This window comes from Acinetobacter sp. B-6, from assembly GCF_056930735.1.
This window is the reverse complement of the sequence record NZ_JBXPBY010000003.1, coordinates 86,065-108,643: the sequence shown is the minus strand read 5'-3', so window position 1 is coordinate 108,643 and position 22,579 is coordinate 86,065. Positions and strand designations below refer to the sequence as shown.

The window sequence follows — 22,579 nt, the reverse complement described above, 5'->3', positions numbered from 1 at the left end:
TATCTTTTAGAAGAAAGGCTATTTTGATTAACTCAGATGAAGTGCTGATCATGTACCACAAAGTGCATTCAATATTTGTGTATTTTTAACTGTGTTTAAAGACCGATTCCATCAATAATGCCCTGTTGTTTAAATGCTTGTAATTCATTATCAGTATAGAGTTGCCCTAAAATCTCTTTTGTATGCTCTCCCAAACGTGGGGGAGCTTTGCGATATTGAATCGGTGTTCCTGACATTTTGATCGGTGAACCAATCATTTTAAAGTCAGTATTATCCGCATGTGGAATATTGACAACCATGTTACGAGATTGGATTTGCGGCTCTTGTAAAGCATCTGCAACAGAATTAATCACACCTACAGGCACTTTGACAGCATGAATGGCATCTACCCAATGTCTAGCATCATGCGTCAGGAAATATTCAGACAAAATCGCTATTAATTCATGCCGATATTTCACCCGATCTTGATTACGAAGGTAATTTGAATTTTCCAATAATTCAGGTTTGCCTATCGCAATACACAAATCTTTAAATTGCTTGTCATTTCCACAGGCAATAATAAATTCTTTGTCTCGCGCTTTAAAAGTTTGATATGGCACGATATTAGGATGACTATTGCCCATCCGTTTAGGTGTACAACCTGAACTTAAATAATTCATTCCTTGATTCGCTAAACCAGCAACCTGTACATCGAGTAGTGCTAAATCAATGTACTGACCTACTCCTGTTTGCTGGCGAGCAATAATCGCAGCTTGAATCGCAATGGTTGCATATAAACCTGTTTGAATATCCACAACCGCTACACCGACTTTTTGTGAACTTGCGCCCAACTCACCTTCTTGTTCTCCCGTGATACTCATCAATCCTGACATGCCTTGGATGATAAAATCATAGCCTGGCTCTTCAGCACGTGGTCCATCTTGACCAAAGCCTGTAATTGAGCAGTAAATTAGCTTTGGATTAATCTGGCTCAAAGTTGCGTAATCCAAACCATATTTTTTTAATGATCCGGCTTTAAAATTTTCGATGACCACATCCGCGGTTTGAGCAATATGTTGTACCAGTTTTTGACCTTCTACAGTTGCAATATCAATGGCAACAGAAGATTTATTACGATTTGCAGATTGGTAATAACCTGACTCCCGAGTAGTTTGACCATGTTGATTAAGCATCCAAGGTGGTCCCCACATCCGGGTATCATCTCCCACTTTAGGGCGTTCGATTTTAATGACTTCTGCACCTAAGTCTGCCAACACTTGCCCACACCACGGACCTGCAAGTACTCTACTGAGATCTAAAACTCGAATTCCTTTTAATGCACTCATTTATTTTGCCTCTATTCGAGGAGTGATTAACACTCCCTCAAACTCATGATTGAATCGGACTTACAAACAATTCGTTATATTTACGATATGCCATAAGCCGCTTAATATGTTTAGATCAATAACTATTGTTGTTGTGGATCATATTGACGGTCTTTAATAAATAATCCAGGAAGTACGCCTGCGACAAAATATGCAGCCCCCATAACAATAAAGGCAGTCATAAAAGTCCCTCCTGAGGCTAAAAATCCGATGGTTGCTGGCGCAATTGCAGCACCAACACGTCCAATGTTATATGCACCACCAATTGCTGTACCACGAACGTCAGTCGAGAATGATTCTGCCATATAGGTTGCATTCACACCGTAAGGAATTCCATACAGGAAGCCAAACGTGACCAATAAATACAAAATGTTGTCTGGTGTATTAAAGAAAATAATGACCGGAAGGAAAATCGCACTGGCAAGCGTACCAAATACAAATACTGCTCGACGATTAAATTTATCTGCGAGATAACCTGCCAATATTTTGCCTAGAATCATCGCTGTATATGAACCTACCATATAGCTGGTTAGATTTTTAAAATTCATATGCACTTCAGTTTCAAGATAGCTTGGCATCCAGTTATTGATACCGTAATAACCAAATTGTAAAAAGAATGCCGTCGTCATCCACAGTAAAAACATTTTACGATGTTTAAAGTTGGCAAAAATCTGCTTGTAGATGCTGCCACTTTTTGGTTTTTCTCGAATTACAACTTCAGGCGTCTTTTTCGTTTGCATTTGATCAATTTTGGTCAACTGCCAAGATTTTGGTTCTGGAACAAATCGTTGTAAGAAAATATTGATAAACGCAGGAATGACTGTAATGAAAAATAATACCCGCCAACCATGTTCTGGAATAATCGCACCCGCCAAAAGTGTTGCTACAATGTAGCCTACTGTTTGCCCAGTCTGTAATGTACCCAATACAGTTGTGCGATAAGTGGTAGGCACATACTCAGCCATTAAGGTATTACATGCCATATATAGCGCACCGATTCCTAATGCACCAATAAAACGCAATGCCATAAATTGCTCAAAGCTTTGCGTAAAACCCAATAGACATGTTGCTACAGAAAAGAAGGTCACCGAATTTGCAATGGTGCGCACCCGACCAAACTTATCACAAGACCACCCTCCCAAGATTCCACCAATCCCCATTCCTGCTAATGATGCACTCCCTAGAGCACCCGCTTGAAAAGTAGATAATGCAAACTCACCCTTTAAACTGGTTAAACTATAGGACAACAACATAATATCTACGCCATCAACCACCATGGCAAAATATGCAAATAACAATGCCCATTTCCATGTGTTGGGTCCTATTTTTTCATAAGTCCCAATATTCGAAGGCATTGTGCCTTTTGCTGTAATCGCAACAGATTGAACCTCATTGTTCATTTTTCCTTTACCTCATTTTCCCAAATGAGTCATCGCTTATCTTTCATCTTTACTCTATTGCTTTCTTTATTATTTTTATTGAGTACCATCTAGGAGTGAAGTTAGGGTATTTAAGTAGAATAGTTAAAGATAATGAGATATTTTCACGATGAATCCTTCTATCGTTTATATGTTTACCTTATTTTTGTGAAATTTAAGGTAAAAAAAGCCTCAAGGGATGCTGATTCAACATCCCTGTTTTAAAACTTATAAATTAATTAGAAAAAGCAGCGATACCCGTTTGTGCGCGTCCAAGAATCAAGGCGTGGACATCATGTGTACCTTCATAGGTATTAACCACTTCAAGATTGACTAGATGGCGAGCAACCCCAAATTCATCACTGATGCCATTTCCGCCCATCATGTCTCGAGCAACACGAGCAATATCTAAGGCTTTACCGCAGTTATTACGTTTAATTAAGGAAGTTCCTTCCACCGAAGCAATTCCCTCATCTTTCATACGTCCAAAGCGCAAAGCAATTTGTAAACCTAGTGCAATTTCGGTTTGCATATCTGCCAACTTCTTTTGCACCAATTGGTTTGCTGCCAAAGGACGACCAAACTGTTTGCGATCCATTGTATATTGATGAGCAGTATGCCAACAGAACTCAGCAGCGCCCATTGCACCCCATGCTATTCCATAACGAGCGCTGTTTAAGCAAGTAAAAGGACCTCTTAAACCACGAATTTCAGGAAATGCATTTTCTTCAGGAACAAAAACATTGTCCATGACAATTTCGCCAGTAATCGAGGCACGCAAACCCACCTTGCCATGAATTGCAGGTGCTGAAAGTCCTTCCCAACCTTTTTCTAAAATAAAGCCCCGAATCTCACCGACATGACCTTCCGCTGAAACTTCCTTTGCCCAAACCACAAATATATCTGCAATTGGACTATTGGTAATCCACATTTTCGCACCCGTCAGACGATAACCACCTGCAACTTTTTTTGCCCGTGTAATCATACTTCCTGGGTCAGATCCATGATCAGGTTCGGTTAAACCAAAACAGCCAATGAACTCACCTGATGCCAGTTTTGGTAAATATTTCTGCTTCTGTTGTTCTGAGCCAAATTCATTAATAGGTACCATCACCAATGAACTTTGTACACTCGCCATTGAACGATAGCCCGAATCCACACGCTCGATTTCACGTGCAATCAGACCATAACTCACATAATTAAGCCCTGCACCGCCATATTGCTCAGGAATTGTAGGTCCTAATAACCCCAATTCCCCCATTTCACGAAAAATTGAAATATCTGTCTGTTCATGGCGAAACTGCTCAAGCACTCTAGGCATCAATTTATCTTGTGAATATGCATAGGCAGCATCACGGATCATACGCTCTTCTTCAGTGAGTTGCTGTTCCAATAAAAAGGGATCTTGCCAATTAAACTGTACACGTGGTTTTTTTGCTGAATTGACCATTTGATTCATCGCATCCTCTGCTTGATGTATTTTGTGTTCTTGCCCTTGATGTTATGTGTGAAAAATCATTCTTTCAAACGATAAATTCTCATTCAGATATTCCATTTACGCATATCTTATGTTTTTATAAATTCAGTGTAGGTTCATATTTTTTGTAGATAAAACTCAATAACTGATCATCTTGCTGTATTTTTATAGGCTTTTTAGAAATATTAAGAATTATGGAACTATTGTTGATGAATTATTTTTGCTAAAAACGACATCCGCAGATGTTCAGTGTGACTTCGAAATAAACCAAGATATTCAAGGAAAGAATATGCGTAGAATGATTCCCTCATTACAATCTTTAATTTGTTTTGAAGCTGCTGCGAAACATTTGAGTTATACCTTTGCTGCACAAGAATTGCATCTCACACAAAGCGCAATCTCTCGTCAAGTCCAACAATTAGAAGATTTTTTGGGACTACATTTATTCAATCGAACTCGACATGGCGTTGAACTGACCCAAGCAGGTGAACACTATTATAAAAATATAAAATCTCATTTATTGGGTATTGAACAAAGTACGCTTGATTTAATCAGTCATAAAGGTTTAGGCGGTACATTAAAGCTTGGTGTGGTTCCGACATTTGCTACACGTTGGTTGTTACCCCGACTATATAAGTTCAATGCAGTCTATCCAGAAATCACCATTCACCTTGAAACCAGCACCAAACCCTTTTTATTCAGTGAACATATTTTTGATGCCGCCATTTATACGGGAACACCCGAACAAATCGAAAATTGGCCTGGTGCAAAAATTCATTTTTTAATGAATGAAGATGTGGTACCTGTCTGTTCAGCTGATTTAATTTTTAAGTATTTCCCCAAATTAAAAGCACCTTCAGGACATTTAAGTCGTAGCTTGACTGCGGAAGAAATAGCAACTTTACCTTTACTACAACAAACCACACGCCCCTATATTTGGAAAGAATGGTTTGAAGTGAATGGCTATGAACATCCCTTTGCCTTAGAGGGACAAAGGCATGAATTGTTTTCAATGCTTGCTGTAGCAGCTACACATCATATGGGTGTTGCACTTATTCCACAGAAATTGCTGGAAAAAGAACTACGCTCAGGTGATTTAGTGATTGCCTCTGATATTAAACTCAAAGGCTCACGTGCCTATTACTTTGTCTATGCAGAACAACAACAATCGCCATTGATTGCGAAATTTGTTGAGTGGCTGCTTGATGAAGTAGAAATCTCCCAACATACATTTATGAAATAATCAGCTCATCAGGATCTACATCGAGTATTTTTAAATTAAATTTAAGCACTAAAGCCGATATAGCGATAAATTTCTTGAGCACCGACGGCACCTAGGCTGGTTTTGAAAATGATATAATCTGCATAGGTACTTTGACTCAATTCATTGAAGATGTTAAGCCCTTGATCATCATGTTGATGAATTTCATCCACGCTACGTTGCATTGTCTGTTCAAACGCATCTGAGATATATTCAAAACCTAAATCCATCGCAATAAACAAAGTATGTTCACAGGGTTGAAGATATTGCTCTTCATTCCAATCAATAACTGGATGTCTGCAATGGGGGCATGTAACATTTTCTTGAGAATTTTCTAGAGTGATCAGTTGAAATGGCATACGCTTTAGAACAAAATAAAATTGTATTTTAAACCAGTTAGCAAAATTAAACACTGAATTTAGACGATGCTATCGAAGGTTCAAAATTACGGGTTAAAACCTTTTATAAATACAGAAAAGATAGATAAGGATACTATGTCAACGATTGAAAAAGCGATTGCTTTAGCAGCTCGTAAACACGCAGGTCAAAAAGATAAAGGACAACAACCCTACATTTTCCATCCATTGAGATTAATGTTTAAAGTTAAAACTTCTGAACAGCAGATTGTGGCTGTATTGCATGATATTTTAGAAGATACTGATACAACTGTGGTCGATTTAATTTCCCTTGGTTTTAGTCAAGAAATTGTTGATGCCATCCTTGCCTTGACCAAAAAAGAAAATGAATCCCGTATCGAAGCGGCTTATCGTGCTGTAAAAAATCCAATTGCAAGAATTGTCAAATTAGCTGATGTGGCAGACAATATGGATCTTTCTCGTATTCCTCATCCAACGACCAAAGATCTTTTAAGATTGGAAGAATATAAACAGGTTCAATTTATTCTGATGGCGGGTACGGCTTAAACTCTTTGTTTTTTCACAATTTCACAATTGACTCAATGCAACAATTAAGGTTAAAAATGCCAGATTGTTGCATTAATGGAATGGCTCATGCTGACTGATTTGGATGATTTTTACTGTTTTGGTTTGGTGGTTGAACATGGCGGATTTAGTGCTGCTGAACGTGCGACCGATATTCCAAAGTCTAAGCTGAGTCGTCGAGTCTATAATCTTGAAGAAAAATTAGGCGTTCGTCTGATTCAGCGTAGTTCTCGTCATTTTGCTGTGACTGATATTGGTATGAACATATATCGCCACGCTCAAGTCATGATGAATGCAGCTCAATCTGCACATGATTTGGTCGATCATCTCAGCGAACAACCACGAGGACTGATTAAAGTCAGTGTACCCGTTACTGTTGCCCAAAGTGAATTATCCAAAATTTTACCTGCTTTCTTAAAAGCCTACCCTGAAATTAAAGTTCAACTGTTGGTCAGTAACCGCCGCGTCGATATTATCAATGAAGGCTTTGATCTTGCTTTGCGCGTACGTGCAAATTTAGATGATGACCCAAGTTTAGTATTAAGAAAATTTGGTAATATTGAGCAACATCTTCTTGCAAGCCAAGCCTACTTAAATGAATTTGGGATGCTAAAAAAACCAGAAGATTTAACTGAACATCGTATTTTAAGTATGGTCGATGAACATTTGGATCAGCAAATGATTTTGCATGATGGTCAGAACCAACAGAAAAAAATTAAAGTCAATCCTGTTCTTATGGGATCAGATTTGATGATGCTGGCAAAATTAGCCAGTCAAAACTGTGGGATTGCACTTCTTCCAGATACGATTGCCAATGATTTTGTTGCATCAGGTGAATTGGTCCGTGTATTGCCAGATTGGAAAGCACCTCATGGTATTTTTCACGCAGTTTATCCTTCACGCCGTGGTTTACTCCCTGCTGTAAGGGTGTTTATTGACTATTTGGTTGAACACCTTAGCAATCGATAGTCCGCATTTCACTCCTGTGTTGAAAATAAATGATCCACGGAGTCTGATCTATAGGCAGAATAAATTAAGTAAGATGGGCTGTTATTTAGTGTCCATCTATAGCTATTTTTGATACCATCATCACTGCTTAATTCCAACGTTTTTCTGATTTATATGACTTCATCTTATCAACAACAACTTGATGCCAAAATTGAACGTATTCAAACGCAGTTTGCTGAATTTAATCCACCATCACTTGAAGTTTTTGCTTCACCAGAACAAAACTTTCGTATGCGTGCAGAATTTCGTATTTGGCATACAGAAGACGATATGTTCTATGCCATGTTTGAACGGGATGAAAATCAACAAAAAACAGTTGCACGTATTAATGAATTTCCTATAGCAGATCTTAGTATCAATCAACTTATGCCAATTTTATTGGCTGAACTAAAAGCCAATCCGATCTTATCCAAACGTCTTTTTGAAGTGCACTTTCTTGCAACACTGAAAGGCGAAATGCTGGTCTCATTAATTTATCGTGCACCTTTGAATGAAGAATGGGAAGTTTTAGCAAAACGATTGGCTGAGAAACTCAATATTAAAATTATTGGACGTAGCCGCGGTCAAAAATTAGTATTGAGCGATGAGTTTGTTGTTGAAGAATTGCAGGTATTTGAAAGAAAATTTCAGTATAAACAAATCGAAAGTAGTTTTACTCAACCTAATGCGCAAGTTTGCCAAAAAATGTTGCAGTGGGCTTGCCAAGCAGTGAATGGCGACAATCAAGACTTGCTTGAACTCTATTGTGGTAATGGTAACTTCACCCTTCCATTGTCATTAAATTTTAATCGTGTTTTGGCAACTGAGTTAGCGAAGTCTTCTGTTTATGCAGCGCAATGGAATATTGAACAAAACAAGATTGATAATATTCAAGTAGCACGACTATCTGCTGAAGAATTTACCCAAGCTTATAATGGTGAACGTGAATTCCGTCGTTTGCAAGAAGCAGAAATTGATGTGCAAAGCTATCAATTTGATACGGTTTTTGTCGATCCGCCTCGTGCAGGGATTGATGACGATACGCTAAAATTATTGCAAGGTTTCGAGACGATTCTTTATATCTCATGTAATCCAGATACACTTTACAGCAATCTGGAAACCCTCACAAAGACTCATAAAATTGTTAAATTTGCAATGTTTGATCAATTCCCCTACACCCATCATGTTGAATCTGGGGTTTTGCTTAAAAAGATTTAAACAATTTATTACAACCATGACATGCCATGACAGATTTCATGGCATTTTTATTTCTTAATAATATTTATTTATATCAACAACATATCATATTTTCTTATATTTAAATTCAAAAAAGCAACTTAGAAAATTTTCAATGATTGGCAAATTTAGTCTATAACTCGACCATTTACCTTAGCAGCCATCTTGAATTTTATAAAAAAACGTCTATATTTCGAACTATGTTAGGTTGCGTATGAAGGCTCTATGAGTTTTTGGCAAAAGCTGTTTATGGCTAAAGATACTGTGCAAAATGAACATAAAAATCAGATTGCATGTGTTGAAAATGATTGCTCTTGTAAATCCAATGATCAACTCTTATCCGCGTTGATGAACACTACAGATCAAGATGTGATTACTGGAATTAAGAAAGTACTGATCTCAAGAGGTTTCAGTAAAAAAGAGTTAAACCAATTACAGCATCCACCTATTCAATAGTCATGGATGACCGATAAAAAGCATTCAGTTTACTGGATGCTTTTTTAATTCAAATACAACAAATTTTGCTGTTTTAACTGAGCTTCTATACAATTATTTGTAATAATATAAATGTGAAGAATTCATCTTGAAAATAAAAAATCTCTTATTATTATTATCATTGAGTTGCACAATCGTCTACGCTGAGATCAGTGACAATGATATTGAAACCATTGAAAATTTAAGTGATCAGGTTTTGGGAAATAAAAAACTAGCCAAACTAGAACCTCAGATCAAAGCTCAAATCAAAAAATCACAGCCCACTGTGCAACAATTATTCAAAGCTGAAGAGATTGATTATAACGATTCAGTTTATTTACACAATTATGCGATCATTACTTCTGGCTATGCTGAATATTTACTTGATCAACATTGCACAGAGCAGTCTCATCCTATTCAAGAACTCACAGAACAAGCCTATCTTGCATTAAAGAAACGTGACCCGAAAGATACCATTGCATTGAATAATTTTGGACTTTTCTATGCACAAATGTCTGTTTATTACCGAAAAAATAGTGATCCAACTCCTCGTTTAACTTATTTACTTAAAGCGGAGCAATTGTTTGAAACCTTGATTCAAATTGAACCTGACGATGAAGAATATCAAAGGAACTATTATGCTGTATTAAGTGATAAATTAATGTTGCTATACAAGTATCATCGAGATATAGAAGAACAGAAACGTTTAATGGACATCCTCAAAAAGCCTTTATTTGAGTATCTATCCAATCCTGAACAAGCCTTTGACTCTGGAAACTTTATCATTCTTGCGCAGCAATACTACCAAGGCTTGAATAGAGAGAACCCCAAAGCAGCTGAAAAATGGTTAAGGGATAATCAACAAAAAATTGAAACAGTGGTCAATAAAAATCGTAAGCATACTCAGCGTGAAAATGAATTTTTAGCTGAATTTTATGCCTTATTGAATCAACCCGCAAAAGCACTCTCGTATTTAAAGCAATTAGAATTTTCAGATGAGAACAGCACTGAACCTTCTTCTTTTGAAGATGAGCCCAATCTAGCAAATTTAAGATTGAACCCTGAATATCAAAAATGGTTTAAAAAATATACTCAAGATTATCAAGAATACCGGAAAGCAATACCTGAAGTTTGTAAAATAACTCAGTTAGAAATATTGGGATCGCATTAACCTAAAATCTAAATCTTAAATTCAAACTATTCGGGACGTCTTTAGCGAATCAACCCTTGTGGCTGTAAAATAATCACCAAAGCTCCGATGATGACGATACATCCTCCAAGTAAATCCCAACGGCTGAGACTAACTTGATCAACAAATCTCAGCCACATTAAGGCCGAAAAAATATAGATTCCGCCATATGCTGCATAAATCCGCCCAGATGCTGCTGGGTGTAAAGTTAAAAGCCAAACAAATACGGCTAAGCTTAAGGCAGTAGGTATCCATAACCAATGGCTTTTGTTTTGATTTAAAATGAGATAAGGAAAATAACAACCTAGAATTTCAGTAACTGCCGTGACTAAAAATAATAAAATCGTGGTGAACAGTTTATTAAATGCAATATCCATTTCTACTCAAGCGTAATTGATATTGTAAAAGTATAGGTGATTTTCATAGAATATCAGCAATAAATTTAATTTCCTTGATGACTGATTCAATTTTTAGTATTCAACTATTGCCTATGTTGAACTAAAAAAAGAAAATCCTACATTAAAGCATCCATCGATTATTTTATACGCAAACAAATACGATAAAATAATAATCTCTAAAATCTTGGCGTCTTAAATGAACATCCACTATACCTTATGTGGTTTCTTACTGATCTTGTTTTTCAGCCAACAAACAAAAGCAGCAACATTTACGCTTCCGCTTTGGACAAACACATCCATCACAACACAAAATCCAAATACAGTTATTAAACATGGTGCAGTCAGCCACATTAACTCCCCCTATCTCAACGTATATACACCAAAATATAATAACCATGTTGCAGTTATGACGATCAGCGGTGGTGGATATGCCCGAGAAGAACTTGCCAAAGAAAGTACACCTACATCAGAGTTTCTACAACAACACGGTTTTACTGTTTTTGAATTGGTTTATCGATTGCCCAATCAGGATGCTAATGATACTCTTGCGCCCTTTCAAGATGGACAAAGAGCCATACGCATCATTCGGGCTCAAGCAGAACGATTTAATATTGATCCAGAAAAAATTGGTGTATTGGGATTTTCTGCTGGCGGACATTTAGCAGGTATGCTTGCTACCCAATGGTCACATCAATTTTCAACACTTCATGATTCAATCGATCAAGTCTCAGCTCAACCCAACTTTGTCGCTTTACTTTATCCTGTGATTAGTATGCAAGCCCCCTTAGATCATACGCATGCTTATAAAAGTTTAATGGGGAAAAATCATGATTCAGTGAAACAAGCATTTTTTTCAGTCAATTTACAGGTGAATCAACATACTCCTCCAATATTTTTAGCACATGCGCTTGATGATCGCATTGCACCTGTTCAACATAGTTTAGATATGCAAATCGCTTTAGATAAAAACAAAATCCCTTATGAATTACATTTATTTAAAAATGGTGGACATGGCTGGGGTTTAGGAAAGGCAAATACAGAAACAACGCAATGGCCAACATTATTCTTAACATGGCTGCAAAATATGAAGATTGTAGAAACAGATTATTCAAATAAAAAATAACCCGCAATCAATGCGGGTTATTTTCTAAATCACTAAGGCTAAGCATCGTCCATCATTATGCTGGTTCAGCAGTTTGGTCCTCAAAAACCTCAAGTGTTAAGCCAACAGCTTTGCCATTCTCTTTTTTCACAGACACTGCAACATTACCGCCATGATCTGCTAGCTCACCGAAGAGGATCATTTCAGCAAGCGGTTTCTTCAGATGCTCTTGGATTAAACGTTGCATTGGACGTGCGCCCATCAAACGGTCATAACCATTTTCAGCCATCCAATCACGCGCAGATTGATCAACTTCAAGTACAACTTTCTTGTCATCAAGCTGTGCTTGAAGCTCAGTTAAGAACTTATCTACTACAGATTCAATCACGGTTGTAGGTAAAGCTTTAAACTGAATCACGCCATCTAAACGATTTCGGAATTCTGGAGCAAATGCACGCTTCATTGCTTCCTGATTGTCATTACTGTTGTCTTGCTCTGTAAATCCAATACTGGTACGAGAAATACTTTCGGCTCCAATATTGGTGGTAAGCACAATAATCACATTGCGGAAATCAGACTTACGCCCATTATTATCAGTTAACGCCCCATGATCCATGACTTGTAATAACAAATTGAATACATCTGGATGCGCTTTTTCAATTTCATCCAATAACAATACGCAATGCGGATTTTTATGGATGGCATCCGTCAGCAAACCACCTTGGTCATAACCCACATAACCAGGAGGCGCACCGATCAATCGAGATACCGCATGACGTTCCATATATTCAGACATGTCGAAACGCACAAGTTCAACACCGAGTAATTTTGCCAATTGTTTGGTGACTTCGGTTTTACCTACACCTGTAGGACCAGCAAACACAAAACTACCGACAGGTTTATCTGGTGCTTTTAAACCAGCACGTGACAATTTAATCGCAGATGCTAATGCACTAATCGCTTCATCTTGACCAAATACAACACGCTTAAGATCACGCTCCAAATATTCCAATACAGATTTATCATCTTTAGAAACAGTTTTAGGCGGGATACGTGCAATCTTAGAAATAATATCTTCGATATTTTCAACTGTGATCAATGTATCATCTTGTTCTGCTTTCAAACGGCGTTGCGCACCTGCTTCATCAATCACATCAATCGCTTTGTCAGGTAAGAAACGATCATTGATAAATTTAGCAGAAAGCTCAACCGCTGACACTAAAGCTGAATCTTCATATTTGACATGATGAAAATCTTCAAATTTGCTTTTCAACCCACGTAGAATATCGATTGTCTCTGAGATAGAAGGCTCATTCACATCAATTTTTTGGAAACGACGTGATAAAGCATGATCTTTTTCAAAAACTTGACGATATTCTTGGAAAGTCGTTGAACCAATGCAACGTAAAGTTCCATTTGCCAATGCAGGTTTGATCAAATTGGATGCATCCATCGTGCTGCCCATACTTGAGCCAGCGCCAATAATCATATGTATTTCGTCAATAAACAAAATCGCATCGGGTTTCTTTTTCAAAGCGTTCAGTAGTTGTTTTAAACGTTTCTCAAAGTCACCACGATATTTAGTACCTGCAACTAAAGCTCCAATATCTAAACTAAACACTTCAGCATTGGCAAGTGGTTTTGGCGCTTTACCATTCACGATTAACCAAGCAAGACCTTCAGCAATTGAAGTTTTACCCACACCAGGGTCACCCACCAATAAAGGGTTATTTTTCCGACGGCGGCAGAGAATTTGAGCAGCGCGCTCAATTTCTTTCTCACGACCAATCAAAGGATCAGTTTTGCCTTTTTGCGCTTCAATATTCAAATTTAAGGTATATAGCTCAAGTGGACCTGCATTTGCTGAAGCGCTTGATTCACCTTCTAAATCATCAGATTCTTCTTCAACTTGAATCTCTTCTTTACGCGCACCATGCGATAAATATTGAGTTAAAGTCAAACGGTTAATCTGGTGGCGTTTGAGCAAATACACAGCAAAAGAGTCACGTTCAGAGTACATTGCAACCAAAACATCCGCACCTTCTACAGTACGATCACCACCACTCGATTGAACATGGAAAATTGCACGTTGCAATATACGATCAAAACTTTCAGTTGGATGAGGGGCTTGGTCGTTGTTTTCTCCGAGTTTAGGCGTATGTTGCTCAACATACTCCTCTAATTCTTTTCGCAAACTGATAATTTCAGCACCACATGCTTTTAAAGCATTTACCGCTGAGTCGTTATCGAGTAAAGCTAATAATAAATGTTCAACCGTAAGAAACTCATGTCTCTTTTGACGAGCCATGCTAACAGCCAAACGGAGTGAAACTTCTAATTGACGACTGAGCATGAAACCCCCTTATTCTTTTGGCTCAATCTGACAAAGTAATGGATGACCTTGAGATCGAGCGTAGTTATTTACTTGGTTGGCTTTTGTTTCCGCAATATCTCTCGGATATACGCCAGCTTCACCTTTGCCTTCATAATGTACTGTTAACATTACTTGAGTGGCTTGGTCAAGATTCAAAGCAAAGTATTGTTGTAAAATTTCAATAACAAAGTCCATTGGCGTATAGTCATCGTTTAGTAAAATGACTGAATACATCGGTGGTCTTTTTACTTCAGGGGGCGCTGTTTGGACAGCAACATCCCCCTGTTCGTGATGAGGATCTTCAGATTGGCTTGCACGAATATTCAAATGCCAATCTACATATCCTGAATCACGGAACGATGATTTCACTTCATTTAAACTCATTTGACGCTTATTAGTTCGCATATTTTCCAAAATACTTATGATTTATTGAGAATTGGCTTCTGCTTGAGGTACCTCAGCAGCAAATGCGGCTGCACTGTCCACAGCCTTTCCGCGTGACCAACTGAATCGCTTAATGACTGGCGTAGCACCATTTAAACGCACTTCGATAAATTGTGGGTTGAAACCTTTCGGCATCGTCCAGCGACCTGTTAAACGCTCATAATCCGTAAAATTGTAGTTCGCATCACTCATTGGCACAGTCAACACTTCTGTACCACTAATTAAGCGAATTTCCACTGTACCTGTTGCACGTCTTGGACTCACTTGAATCAAATCAAGTTGATATTCATAAGCATTTTCAGGCAAAGGTTTAACCGCGAGATTTTGAATCGTTAAACTTAAACCACCGCGTTGTTTTAACACTTCACGGTAAATTGCACTCATCACGTCGACTTGTGATTTTTCTGCATTGGCTTTATTCAATGCTTCTAATAAATCATTGGCATTAGAAACAGCCACATCACGTTCTTGTACAGTCGCATTTAAGTTTTTATTTAACGTAGCCAGTGTCGTTTTTTGTTGTTTAACCACTTCTACCAATTGTTCTGCGTCTGCATCAAAACCAACAACCGTCAGTCCTTGGCGGTGTCCAACTGTATAGCCTAAAAGTACACTACCCGCACATAATACGACACCCCCGATCACCAACGGCATATTGCCTTTTAGAAAAGGTTTTTTTGGTGTTTGAGCTGGTTGTGACGCGGTATTTGTTTCTGTGTTCTGCATCGTCATCTCTAAAGTATTGATCGCATCAAAACACACATTTAACCGCAAAGTTAAATGTGTGTGAAGTTATAAAGCGTTTTTTATGGTAATAATCCGATACCTTGTAAACCAGCATCTTCAGCAAAACCAAACATTAAATTCATATTTTGTACTGCCTGACCTGCAGCCCCTTTAACTAAATTATCTTGCACCGATAATACAATCAACTTTTTCGGTTGTGGTTTGTACAACGCAATTCTTAGTTGGTTTGCACCACGTACTGAACGTGTTTCTGGTGAACTGTTGGCTGGCATTACATCGACAAAGGCTTCATCAGCATAAAACTGCTCATAAAGTGTTTGTAAATCAGCCTGCTCACCTTCATCAGTCAGATCAATATAAATTGTACTGAGCATACCACGAATCATCGGCACCAGATGAGGTACAAAGAGGATGTGATCAAATACACCTTGTTGACCTGAAATATTTTCAAGTGCTTCGACAATCTCCGGATGATGTCGATGTCCTGCAACCCCATAAGCCTTGAAGTTATCGGCATTTTCAGAATAGATCATGCCTAGACTGGCTTTACGTCCCGCACCAGAAACACCCGATTTTGCATCAATAATAATACTTTCAGGTTTAACCAATGTTGCAGCTTGTTTGAACAAAGGCGCTAAACCCAGTTGTACAGTTGTAGGATAACAACCCGGATTCCCAACCACCTTGGCTTGTTTAATTTGTTCACGATTAAGCTCAGACAAACCGTATACTGAATCTTTTAAAATGTCGGGGCAAGCATGCTGCATACCGTACCATTTTTCAAATTGAGCTAAATTCTGCAAACGAAAATCAGCTGCTAAATCAATAACTTTGGTGTTTGATGCTAATAACTCTTTGGCATGTTGCATTGCAACACCATGCGGTGTCGCGAAAAATACTACATCACATTTTTTTAGTTCATCAATTTTTAAATCTGAATAGTGAAGTGTCGTATGTCCACGTAAACTAGGAAACATATCATCTACTCGACGACCATCTTCAGTACGCGATGTCAGTACATTCACTTGAACATTTGGATGTCGCAGTAAAAGACGCAACAATTCAACGCCTGTATAACCCGTTCCACCGACAATACCCACTGAAATCACGTTTTTTACCTCGATTTAAAAGTATCCATTCTGTTGGACAGTAGTATGACAGGAAGTTTATGCTTTCTAAACTGTTTTACTTGGTTTTTATCATTTTTAATATCATTGCAAATCTTAATTTCTAATTATCCGTGCATTCATTGGCCCTGGATAATACAATTACGACCAGCACGTTTGGCGGCATATAAGCATTTATCTGCAGATTCTATACCAAGTGCTAAATTTCGATACTGTAACTGAACCAGCCCGAAACTGGCTGTTAATAAGATATTTTTAGAAGAAAAAACCTCGTTTTCAATACTTATGCGTATTTTCTCAGCAATTTTATAGGCAAGTTCAGTATCGGCAGCCTGTAATAGAACAATGAATTCTTCTCCTCCAAAACGCCCGACCAAGTCTTCTTCTCCAACATTTTGACTGACCAAATCACTGACTCTCTGTAAAATTTGATCACCAATCAAATGCCCGTGGGTGTCATTAATTTTTTTAAAATGATCAACATCACACATCAATACAAAATATTGTGTTTGAGATAAATCAATTAAGCTTGTTTTTGCAGCATCATAGAACCCACGGCGGTTAAGCAAATGTGTCAGTGGATCTCTTGAACGATCATCATTCAATTTTAAAATGATATCCCGAACCAGTTTTCCAACAACAATAATCGCAAACCATAAGCTCAACAGAATACTTGCAGCTAACATCATGAGCCACCAAGCAGAATCTACAAGCATATTCGATTGAATATTTTGCAGACAAAAGTAAACAATAACGCTACGGGAAAAAGTATATAAAACAATGAAAAGATAAGAATAATCTACTAATTTATTAAGCCAGTCACGATGCTGATAATCTTTAAAAAGTGAGGGCAAAACCAAAGACTCAATCGTCGCAATGGCTAGATTTAAAATCAGCATTCTAATCCAAAGCTGTTCATCAATATATGAAAAGTAAATCATGAACGGCAGTGTTAAAGCAATTAAAGCAAATGCCAATAGATTGTGAGCGTTTCCATCTTTGCGTAATGCCATGGCATAAGCACTTGCCCAAGCTCCGAGTAAATAGAAACAGCCTAAAAGTGGTGCTGTTAATGTCAACTGTTGGTTGGTCATAAAGCTTTGTGAAGCCAAAGAAAATGATGGCACAATATAACCAATCCCCAACCAAAATAAATATGTAGGTGCTTTAAAAAAGAAGTGACAAATCAGAAGTAAACTACCCATTAATATCAGGCAGATGGGTACAATTAAAATAAAGTAATGAGTATCTGCAAAATTCACGTCTGATATCTTTATGATAAGAAATAGGAAATATCGGAAAGTCGACAAGTTTAGAGTATTTTTTTATACACGCCCAATTAATGCTTAAAAATAGTCATATTATTTTGTAATTTGATTTGTTTTTAAGAGTTTCATTTACTTCATGTGATGAAAACCTAAATTTTATACTCTTTTTATCGCGCCTTTGATTCAATCCTATCCTATTCTAATCAGACAACTCATCTATTTTATATCATCAGCTATATTCAAAAACCATTAGAAGTTGCTTATCCACGCGAGGAACAAAGCTCAGCTTCACTCACTATTGATTTAAAGCTTCTTGTATTCCTCAATAAATTCAGAGAGAATAAATTAGAGCAATTACTCTAATTATTAACAATAGGAATAACTTGTTATGATCGGATCCCGAAAATGGATGGAAATCAACCAAGGAAGTCTAAGCTTTAAAGAAAAAATCAACCTGCTCAAACAGACTTTACTTCCAAACACGTATAAGTACGCCAAAACCTTTATACAATCTCATGTTAATCATACTCATTTTGCATTACACGATGTTCAAATCCCTGATACACCTATGGTTAAAGAGGCAATGGCTGAGCTAGAAAACACACAAGATCGAGTAATTTTCCACCATTCCTGGCGTAGCTTTTTTTGGGGAGTCGGTATAGCACATAGCAAAGACTGGCATTTTGACCAAGAGAGTTTTGTCATTGCCTGCTTAATGCACGATTTAGGTTTAGTTGAGCATTTGGATCAATATTCTTGTAACTGCTTTACTTATGAAAGCGCCTTACGTTCGGAAAGTTTATGTCTAAAACATCAGTATGATGCATCAAGAACAAAGATTATTTCTGAAGCTATTTGTCTACATATGAATGGGTATTTAGATGAATCTAATCAAGATTTACCGATAGAGGCTCTCTTGCTACAACAAGCGACTTCATGCGATGTGATTGGCACTGATTATGCACGATTCTCAAAAACATATGCTGAAGATGTGTTGATACAGCATCCTCGAACTCAATTTAATTCGCATTTCAAAAAACTTTTACATAAGGAATCGCTTAATCATCCTCAATCCCGTACAGCTTTGGTTTCTAGATTAGGATTGCCCTATATGATTCAGCTCAATATTTTTAAGGAATAATCCAATGTTGAATAACACCTTAACCAAAAAAACGATATATTTTCAACAACATCCTATCCTTGTTGAGCTTTATTTTCACCCACAAAATAAACACACCATTATTATATTGGCTGCTTTAGGGGTGGCTATAAATAAATACGAAAAGTTAATTTCTTTACTCACAAATCATGGTTTTAATCTCGTTGTTGCAGATTATCCATATTGTGGACGCAACACACCTCATGTATCTGCTCAAATTGACTATGGTTATGCCGATCTTATTCGTGATTTTATTCCACAACTTGAACAGGTTGCCTTAGACGCAAATCTTCAATCACCTATTTTATTGGGTCATAGTTTAGGTGGGCATTTGGCGACATTGTATGCCCAAAGCCATGACAATACAGTTATTGGTATAGCAACAGGCAATATCGGGCTAAAAAACTGGGACTTAAAAGGCAAAATTAATATCTTAAAAGCGGTTAGTGTTATCAATGCCATGATTTTAAAAGATGGTTATTTTGCTGGGTATAAAATTGCCTTTGGCAATCGAGAAGCCAAATCTTTAATGCGAGATTGGTCAAAAGTTGTCTTTACAGGAAATTATAAACACATCATCACTCAGCAAAAGATTGTTGAAAATGCAGCCTTATTTATTGCTTTAAAGGATGATGACTTTGCACCAATGTCATCGATGTTGGGTTTAAGCCATTATTTCAAACAGCCAATTGTTGAAACTTTAGATCTCACCCAAACCATCAAAGGAAATCAACATAGTGCTTGGATTAAGCAACCCGAACAAATAGTCAATAAAATTAAACAATGGGTGAATAGGACTACTTTATAATTTTTTCTTTAGACATCAATACATAAGCACCATCATCACTTTCACCTGTACTGACTGCTTTCCAAGCATGGTGTTTATAAAAAGCCAGCGCAGTTTTATTCTCAGATAAACATTTGAGATAGCCTGTGTCATTAAACAGTTTTTCTGACGACGCTAACAAAGTGTTGCCTACACCTTGATTTTGTAAACTTGGAGTAACAAAGAGATGGTGTAAAAAATTATCTTGAAGATAAATAGAAGCAAAGCCCAAATATTGTTGATTATTTTCAGCAACGAGAACAATTTCATTTTGCGTAGATACCTCAAAATCTCCAAGTTACCATTTCGAAGAATCCAGCCATGACCAACTCTTCTTTCGACTCTCTAAAAAAAGTTCACTCAATGGCAGCATATCTTGTGGTTGAAAATATCGGATCTTCATCATCGTTCCAAGCATCTTTTTTATGGCATTTCATTCTTTATCAAGTTAAATTGGTCTTTCCCCAAGCACCTCAACAATACGTAATAAATAGCCATCTGGATCTTGGACTAAAAATTGTTTTTGACCATGCTCTACATCATCTGCACGATACCAGCATTCTTCCAACTCACTGAACAGTGACCATTGAGCCAAAGTTAAACGACTTAAAATCTCATCAAGCTGTTCAACTTCGATTTGAAAGTTTATCCCTCGTCCCAATGGATAATCTAACTGTGCTGTAAGCCATTGCCCTTCCTGTTGTTGTTCCAGCATAAACTGTACACCATCCAGATCAAGGTAGATAAATTGTTCTTCTTTTCGCTGATACATAACAGTAAAGCCCAAAAGTTCCACCCAAAACTGATAACTTTTATGCAAATCTTTTACGATTAGTTCTGGGACTAATTTGTTCCATTGCATTGAACACCTATCCTATTATCATTTTATAAATCTAAGATTCAATATGTTGCAATATATTGATGATTTTTCCAAATGGGTCTTTGACATAAAAACGCTTTACGCCCCATTCTTCCTGAGTCAACGCGTACGTGATGATCAAATTCAACTCCACTGCCTGCTGATACAGTTCATCGACATTATCTACCTCGATTGAAAAATCAGGTACAACTGTTGAGTTTCCACCTTGTGATGCAATGCTAATTTGAGGGTGCATCATTTCATAATTGGCATAGGTTTTGATCCACCCATGATCCATGACTAAATCCATGCCTAGAAAGTCAGCATAAAATGTTTGTGCCAAGGTCAGGTCAAAAGCCTGAATATTACTGACGATTCTTTTTATTGCCATGTTACTTTCCAACGCTATTTTTTTTAAATTTACACTTTATTTTACGATTGGATCAGCTCCACCACCAAGGTAAAGTTCCATTTTTTAAAATTTGACGATGTTGCTTATAATTCGGATCATATTTCGAAACTTCTGACCAAAATGTAGGGCTGTGATCAAAATATCGAGTATGCGCTAATTCGTGTATGCATACATAGCGTGTGATCTGTAAATCACACAATACCAATGCGCTATTCAACATAATATCATGTCGAGAAGTACAACTTCCCCAACGGGTTTTAGGTTGTCTAATTGTACACTGTTTATACTTTAAACCTGTTTGTTCACTGATTTGTTGTAAGTACTTGGGCAAATGCTGTTGAGCATAATGAATTACAAATTTTTTTAAATAAACTTCGGCTTGATGATCACTGATCAAAATGGTAAGTGATTGCTCATCAAAAACATAGGCTTGCCTTTGCTTTTGATAAATAATCTTGAGTGGTTGTTGCAGATTAAATAGTGTCAATGTAGATGGTAAACTTCGGTCAACAAGCGAAATATGTTGTTGCTGTTTTTGCCATGTTTCAATCACCCATTGTTCTGACTGTTTTAAAAAATCATCAATTTGACGTTGAGTACAAAACTTGGGCACAGTTAATCGAATTTGAGATGGTTCAACACGTAAACGTAAACGTGTTGCACGTGCATGATGAGTAATTTTAATTTCAGGAAGTGTGGCTGTCATATAACTCTAAATTTAATTTACCCCAATGCCCTAGAAGAAAGAAAACCCTTCTCCACGAAGGGTTTAACAGGAATAGAACTAATATTTAGATCGCTGTACGCTCTTCAATACCATTATTGGTTGCAACGATGGCAACATCAGCTTTATTGATTGCAAAAATCCCGTTGCATACAACACCTGGAATATCGTTGATGGTCTTTTCCAATTCAAGCGCATTTAAAATATTCAAATTAAAAACATCTAAAATCACATTACCGTTATCAGTAACAACACCCTCACGATAAGTCGGATCACCTCCTAAAGAGACGATTTTGCGTGCAACTGCTGAGCGTGCCATAGGAATCACTTCAATTGGTAACGGAAATTCACGTCCTAATTGCTCAACCCATTTTGAATCATCGACAATACATACAAACTTTTTTGCAATTGAAGCAACAATTTTCTCGCGTGTCAGTGCAGCACCACCACCTTTGATCATATGCATATGACGATCAATTTCATCCGCACCATCCACATAGGCATCTAAACCACCAACATGGTTCATATCAACCACCTCAATTCCTAACTTTTTAAGGCGTTGCGCAGTCGCCTCAGAACTTGCTACCGCAGCTTCAAGTTGAAGTTGAGGCAAAAGCTCAATCAAAAAATTGACTGTACTTCCAGTTCCCACACCCAAAATGCCCCCTTTTGGTAAGTGTTTTAAAGCGGCTTGGGCTGCAGCTTGTTTTTTCTCATCCTGGGTTGCATAAAGGCTCATGACATCTCTCAATTAAATTTCAATTTCCTGCACATTTTGCATAATTTTAAAAC

The 22,579-nt window shown here is 37.4% G+C and carries 24 protein-coding genes; 9 read left to right on the top strand and 15 right to left on the bottom strand.

The features are described from left to right. Positions 1-95: 95 nt before the first annotated feature. From AC1Z3T_RS04845 to AC1Z3T_RS04835, 3 genes are all read right to left on the bottom strand, one after another. Positions 96-1,325, bottom strand: a complete 1,230-nt coding sequence (locus tag AC1Z3T_RS04845; RefSeq protein WP_483396490.1) for a CaiB/BaiF CoA transferase family protein — start codon at positions 1,323-1,325, stop codon at positions 96-98. Between the two features lie 122 nt (positions 1,326-1,447). Beyond that, positions 1,448-2,764, bottom strand: coding sequence for an MFS transporter (locus AC1Z3T_RS04840; RefSeq protein ID WP_042087172.1), 1,317 nt, complete (start codon positions 2,762-2,764; stop codon positions 1,448-1,450). Between the two features lie 253 nt (positions 2,765-3,017). Next, a complete protein-coding gene (locus tag AC1Z3T_RS04835; RefSeq protein ID WP_199995701.1) occupies positions 3,018-4,241 on the bottom strand; it encodes an acyl-CoA dehydrogenase in 1,224 nt (407 codons plus the stop codon). A 307-nt stretch (positions 4,242-4,548) separates the two neighbouring features. On the opposite strand from AC1Z3T_RS04835, the gene AC1Z3T_RS04830 reads away from it, so the two are divergent. Then, the gene (locus AC1Z3T_RS04830; RefSeq protein ID WP_483396489.1) at positions 4,549-5,502 is read left to right on the top strand and encodes a LysR substrate-binding domain-containing protein; all 954 of its coding nucleotides are present in this window, start codon (positions 4,549-4,551) and stop codon (positions 5,500-5,502) included. Positions 5,503-5,543: 41 nt separating this feature from the next. Here AC1Z3T_RS04830 and AC1Z3T_RS04825 read toward each other — a convergent pair whose 3' ends face one another. Then, positions 5,544-5,879 carry a hypothetical protein gene (locus AC1Z3T_RS04825; RefSeq protein WP_005029192.1) on the bottom strand — a complete coding sequence of 112 codons (336 nt, stop codon included), beginning with the start codon at positions 5,877-5,879 and terminating at the stop codon, positions 5,544-5,546. A gap of 135 nt (positions 5,880-6,014) precedes the next feature. On the opposite strand from AC1Z3T_RS04825, the gene AC1Z3T_RS04820 reads away from it, so the two are divergent. The 5 genes from AC1Z3T_RS04820 to AC1Z3T_RS04800 all read left to right on the top strand — a co-directional run bounded on the left by AC1Z3T_RS04820 (position 6,015) and on the right by AC1Z3T_RS04800 (position 10,329). Beyond that, a complete protein-coding gene (locus AC1Z3T_RS04820) occupies positions 6,015-6,443 on the top strand; it encodes an HD domain-containing protein (RefSeq protein WP_004830942.1) in 429 nt (142 codons plus the stop codon). An 87-nt stretch (positions 6,444-6,530) separates the two neighbouring features. After that, entirely contained in the window at positions 6,531-7,430 is a 900-nt protein-coding gene (locus AC1Z3T_RS04815) for a LysR family transcriptional regulator (protein ID WP_004830943.1), read from the top strand. Positions 7,431-7,583: 153 nt separating this feature from the next. Further along, complete coding sequence (gene trmA, locus AC1Z3T_RS04810; RefSeq protein ID WP_483396488.1) at positions 7,584-8,666, top strand: tRNA (uridine(54)-C5)-methyltransferase TrmA; 1,083 nt, start codon at positions 7,584-7,586, stop codon at positions 8,664-8,666. Positions 8,667-8,909: 243 nt separating this feature from the next. Next, positions 8,910-9,140, top strand: a complete 231-nt coding sequence (locus AC1Z3T_RS04805; protein WP_004830945.1) for a hypothetical protein — start codon at positions 8,910-8,912, stop codon at positions 9,138-9,140. Between the two features lie 127 nt (positions 9,141-9,267). Then, positions 9,268-10,329: a tetratricopeptide repeat protein gene (locus AC1Z3T_RS04800; protein ID WP_483396487.1), complete on the top strand. Its 1,062-nt coding sequence runs from the start codon at positions 9,268-9,270 to the stop codon at positions 10,327-10,329. 41 nt (positions 10,330-10,370) lie between these two features. Here AC1Z3T_RS04800 and AC1Z3T_RS04795 read toward each other — a convergent pair whose 3' ends face one another. Further along, a complete protein-coding gene (locus AC1Z3T_RS04795) occupies positions 10,371-10,724 on the bottom strand; it encodes a YnfA family protein (RefSeq protein ID WP_005029202.1) in 354 nt (117 codons plus the stop codon). A 217-nt stretch (positions 10,725-10,941) separates the two neighbouring features. Between AC1Z3T_RS04795 and AC1Z3T_RS04790 the strand changes: the two genes are divergently transcribed. Further along, the gene (locus AC1Z3T_RS04790; RefSeq protein ID WP_005029204.1) at positions 10,942-11,868 is read left to right on the top strand and encodes an alpha/beta hydrolase; all 927 of its coding nucleotides are present in this window, start codon (positions 10,942-10,944) and stop codon (positions 11,866-11,868) included. A gap of 55 nt (positions 11,869-11,923) precedes the next feature. Here the strand turns inward: AC1Z3T_RS04790 and clpA are convergent, their stop codons facing one another. The 5 genes from clpA to AC1Z3T_RS04765 all read right to left on the bottom strand — a co-directional run bounded on the left by clpA (position 11,924) and on the right by AC1Z3T_RS04765 (position 17,744). Next, positions 11,924-14,200, bottom strand: a complete 2,277-nt coding sequence (clpA, locus tag AC1Z3T_RS04785; protein ID WP_004830949.1) for an ATP-dependent Clp protease ATP-binding subunit ClpA — start codon at positions 14,198-14,200, stop codon at positions 11,924-11,926. Positions 14,201-14,209: 9 nt separating this feature from the next. Then, positions 14,210-14,626 carry an ATP-dependent Clp protease adapter ClpS gene (clpS, locus tag AC1Z3T_RS04780; RefSeq protein ID WP_004830950.1) on the bottom strand — a complete coding sequence of 139 codons (417 nt, stop codon included), beginning with the start codon at positions 14,624-14,626 and terminating at the stop codon, positions 14,210-14,212. Between the two features lie 21 nt (positions 14,627-14,647). After that, the gene (locus tag AC1Z3T_RS04775; protein WP_004830952.1) at positions 14,648-15,391 is read right to left on the bottom strand and encodes a DUF6776 family protein; all 744 of its coding nucleotides are present in this window, start codon (positions 15,389-15,391) and stop codon (positions 14,648-14,650) included. 80 nt (positions 15,392-15,471) lie between these two features. Beyond that, on the bottom strand, positions 15,472-16,521 hold the full coding sequence (gene argC / locus AC1Z3T_RS04770) for an N-acetyl-gamma-glutamyl-phosphate reductase (RefSeq protein WP_004830953.1): 1,050 nt from the start codon (positions 16,519-16,521) through the stop codon (positions 15,472-15,474). A gap of 137 nt (positions 16,522-16,658) precedes the next feature. Then, positions 16,659-17,744, bottom strand: coding sequence for a GGDEF domain-containing protein (locus tag AC1Z3T_RS04765; protein ID WP_479736684.1), 1,086 nt, complete (start codon positions 17,742-17,744; stop codon positions 16,659-16,661). Between the two features lie 451 nt (positions 17,745-18,195). Here AC1Z3T_RS04765 and AC1Z3T_RS04760 point away from each other — a divergent pair, with 451 nt between their 5' ends. Both AC1Z3T_RS04760 and AC1Z3T_RS04755 read left to right on the top strand, forming a co-directional pair. Further along, positions 18,196-18,948, top strand: a complete 753-nt coding sequence (locus AC1Z3T_RS04760; protein WP_483396486.1) for an HD domain-containing protein — start codon at positions 18,196-18,198, stop codon at positions 18,946-18,948. A 4-nt stretch (positions 18,949-18,952) separates the two neighbouring features. Further along, entirely contained in the window at positions 18,953-19,774 is an 822-nt protein-coding gene (locus AC1Z3T_RS04755; protein WP_042087192.1) for an alpha/beta fold hydrolase, read from the top strand. On the opposite strand, the gene AC1Z3T_RS04750 is transcribed toward AC1Z3T_RS04755, so the two are convergent. The 5 genes from AC1Z3T_RS04750 to rpiA all read right to left on the bottom strand — a co-directional run bounded on the left by AC1Z3T_RS04750 (position 19,764) and on the right by rpiA (position 22,526). Then, positions 19,764-20,057 (bottom strand): GNAT family N-acetyltransferase, encoded by a 294-nt coding sequence (locus AC1Z3T_RS04750; protein WP_373867736.1) that lies wholly within the window; start codon positions 20,055-20,057, stop codon positions 19,764-19,766. The two genes, AC1Z3T_RS04755 and AC1Z3T_RS04750, sit on opposite strands and share 11 nt — an antisense overlap. Positions 20,058-20,240: 183 nt before the next feature. Continuing rightward, positions 20,241-20,654 carry a bleomycin resistance protein gene (locus AC1Z3T_RS04745; protein WP_151780763.1) on the bottom strand — a complete coding sequence of 138 codons (414 nt, stop codon included), beginning with the start codon at positions 20,652-20,654 and terminating at the stop codon, positions 20,241-20,243. Positions 20,655-20,685: 31 nt separating this feature from the next. Beyond that, the gene (locus AC1Z3T_RS04740) at positions 20,686-21,042 is read right to left on the bottom strand and encodes a glyoxalase superfamily protein (protein ID WP_009586657.1); all 357 of its coding nucleotides are present in this window, start codon (positions 21,040-21,042) and stop codon (positions 20,686-20,688) included. A 52-nt stretch (positions 21,043-21,094) separates the two neighbouring features. Continuing rightward, positions 21,095-21,769: a M48 family metallopeptidase gene (locus AC1Z3T_RS04735; RefSeq protein ID WP_483396485.1), complete on the bottom strand. Its 675-nt coding sequence runs from the start codon at positions 21,767-21,769 to the stop codon at positions 21,095-21,097. An 85-nt stretch (positions 21,770-21,854) separates the two neighbouring features. Further along, positions 21,855-22,526, bottom strand: a complete 672-nt coding sequence (gene rpiA / locus AC1Z3T_RS04730; RefSeq protein WP_004830961.1) for a ribose-5-phosphate isomerase RpiA — start codon at positions 22,524-22,526, stop codon at positions 21,855-21,857. Positions 22,527-22,579: the final 53 nt, after the last annotated feature.

Coding starts and splice junctions, on each gene's coding strand:
- AC1Z3T_RS04845 (WP_483396490.1), bottom strand. CDS start 1,325: ATGAGTGCATTAAAAGGAATTCGAGTTTTAGATCTCAGTAGAGTACTT.
- AC1Z3T_RS04840 (WP_042087172.1), bottom strand. CDS start 2,764: ATGAACAATGAGGTTCAATCTGTTGCGATTACAGCAAAAGGCACAATG.
- AC1Z3T_RS04835 (WP_199995701.1), bottom strand. CDS start 4,241: ATGAATCAAATGGTCAATTCAGCAAAAAAACCACGTGTACAGTTTAAT.
- AC1Z3T_RS04830 (WP_483396489.1), top strand. CDS start 4,549: ATGCGTAGAATGATTCCCTCATTACAATCTTTAATTTGTTTTGAAGCT.
- AC1Z3T_RS04825 (WP_005029192.1), bottom strand. CDS start 5,879: ATGCCATTTCAACTGATCACTCTAGAAAATTCTCAAGAAAATGTTACA.
- AC1Z3T_RS04820 (WP_004830942.1), top strand. CDS start 6,015: ATGTCAACGATTGAAAAAGCGATTGCTTTAGCAGCTCGTAAACACGCA.
- AC1Z3T_RS04815 (WP_004830943.1), top strand. CDS start 6,531: ATGCTGACTGATTTGGATGATTTTTACTGTTTTGGTTTGGTGGTTGAA.
- trmA (WP_483396488.1), top strand. CDS start 7,584: ATGACTTCATCTTATCAACAACAACTTGATGCCAAAATTGAACGTATT.
- AC1Z3T_RS04805 (WP_004830945.1), top strand. CDS start 8,910: ATGAGTTTTTGGCAAAAGCTGTTTATGGCTAAAGATACTGTGCAAAAT.
- AC1Z3T_RS04795 (WP_005029202.1), bottom strand. CDS start 10,724: ATGGATATTGCATTTAATAAACTGTTCACCACGATTTTATTATTTTTA.
- AC1Z3T_RS04790 (WP_005029204.1), top strand. CDS start 10,942: ATGAACATCCACTATACCTTATGTGGTTTCTTACTGATCTTGTTTTTC.
- clpA (WP_004830949.1), bottom strand. CDS start 14,200: ATGCTCAGTCGTCAATTAGAAGTTTCACTCCGTTTGGCTGTTAGCATG.
- clpS (WP_004830950.1), bottom strand. CDS start 14,626: ATGCGAACTAATAAGCGTCAAATGAGTTTAAATGAAGTGAAATCATCG.
- AC1Z3T_RS04775 (WP_004830952.1), bottom strand. CDS start 15,391: ATGCAGAACACAGAAACAAATACCGCGTCACAACCAGCTCAAACACCA.
- AC1Z3T_RS04765 (WP_479736684.1), bottom strand. CDS start 17,744: ATGGGTAGTTTACTTCTGATTTGTCACTTCTTTTTTAAAGCACCTACA.
- AC1Z3T_RS04760 (WP_483396486.1), top strand. CDS start 18,196: ATGATCGGATCCCGAAAATGGATGGAAATCAACCAAGGAAGTCTAAGC.
- AC1Z3T_RS04755 (WP_042087192.1), top strand. CDS start 18,953: ATGTTGAATAACACCTTAACCAAAAAAACGATATATTTTCAACAACAT.
- AC1Z3T_RS04745 (WP_151780763.1), bottom strand. CDS start 20,654: ATGCAATGGAACAAATTAGTCCCAGAACTAATCGTAAAAGATTTGCAT.
- AC1Z3T_RS04740 (WP_009586657.1), bottom strand. CDS start 21,042: ATGGCAATAAAAAGAATCGTCAGTAATATTCAGGCTTTTGACCTGACC.
- AC1Z3T_RS04735 (WP_483396485.1), bottom strand. CDS start 21,769: ATGACAGCCACACTTCCTGAAATTAAAATTACTCATCATGCACGTGCA.
- rpiA (WP_004830961.1), bottom strand. CDS start 22,526: ATGAGCCTTTATGCAACCCAGGATGAGAAAAAACAAGCTGCAGCCCAA.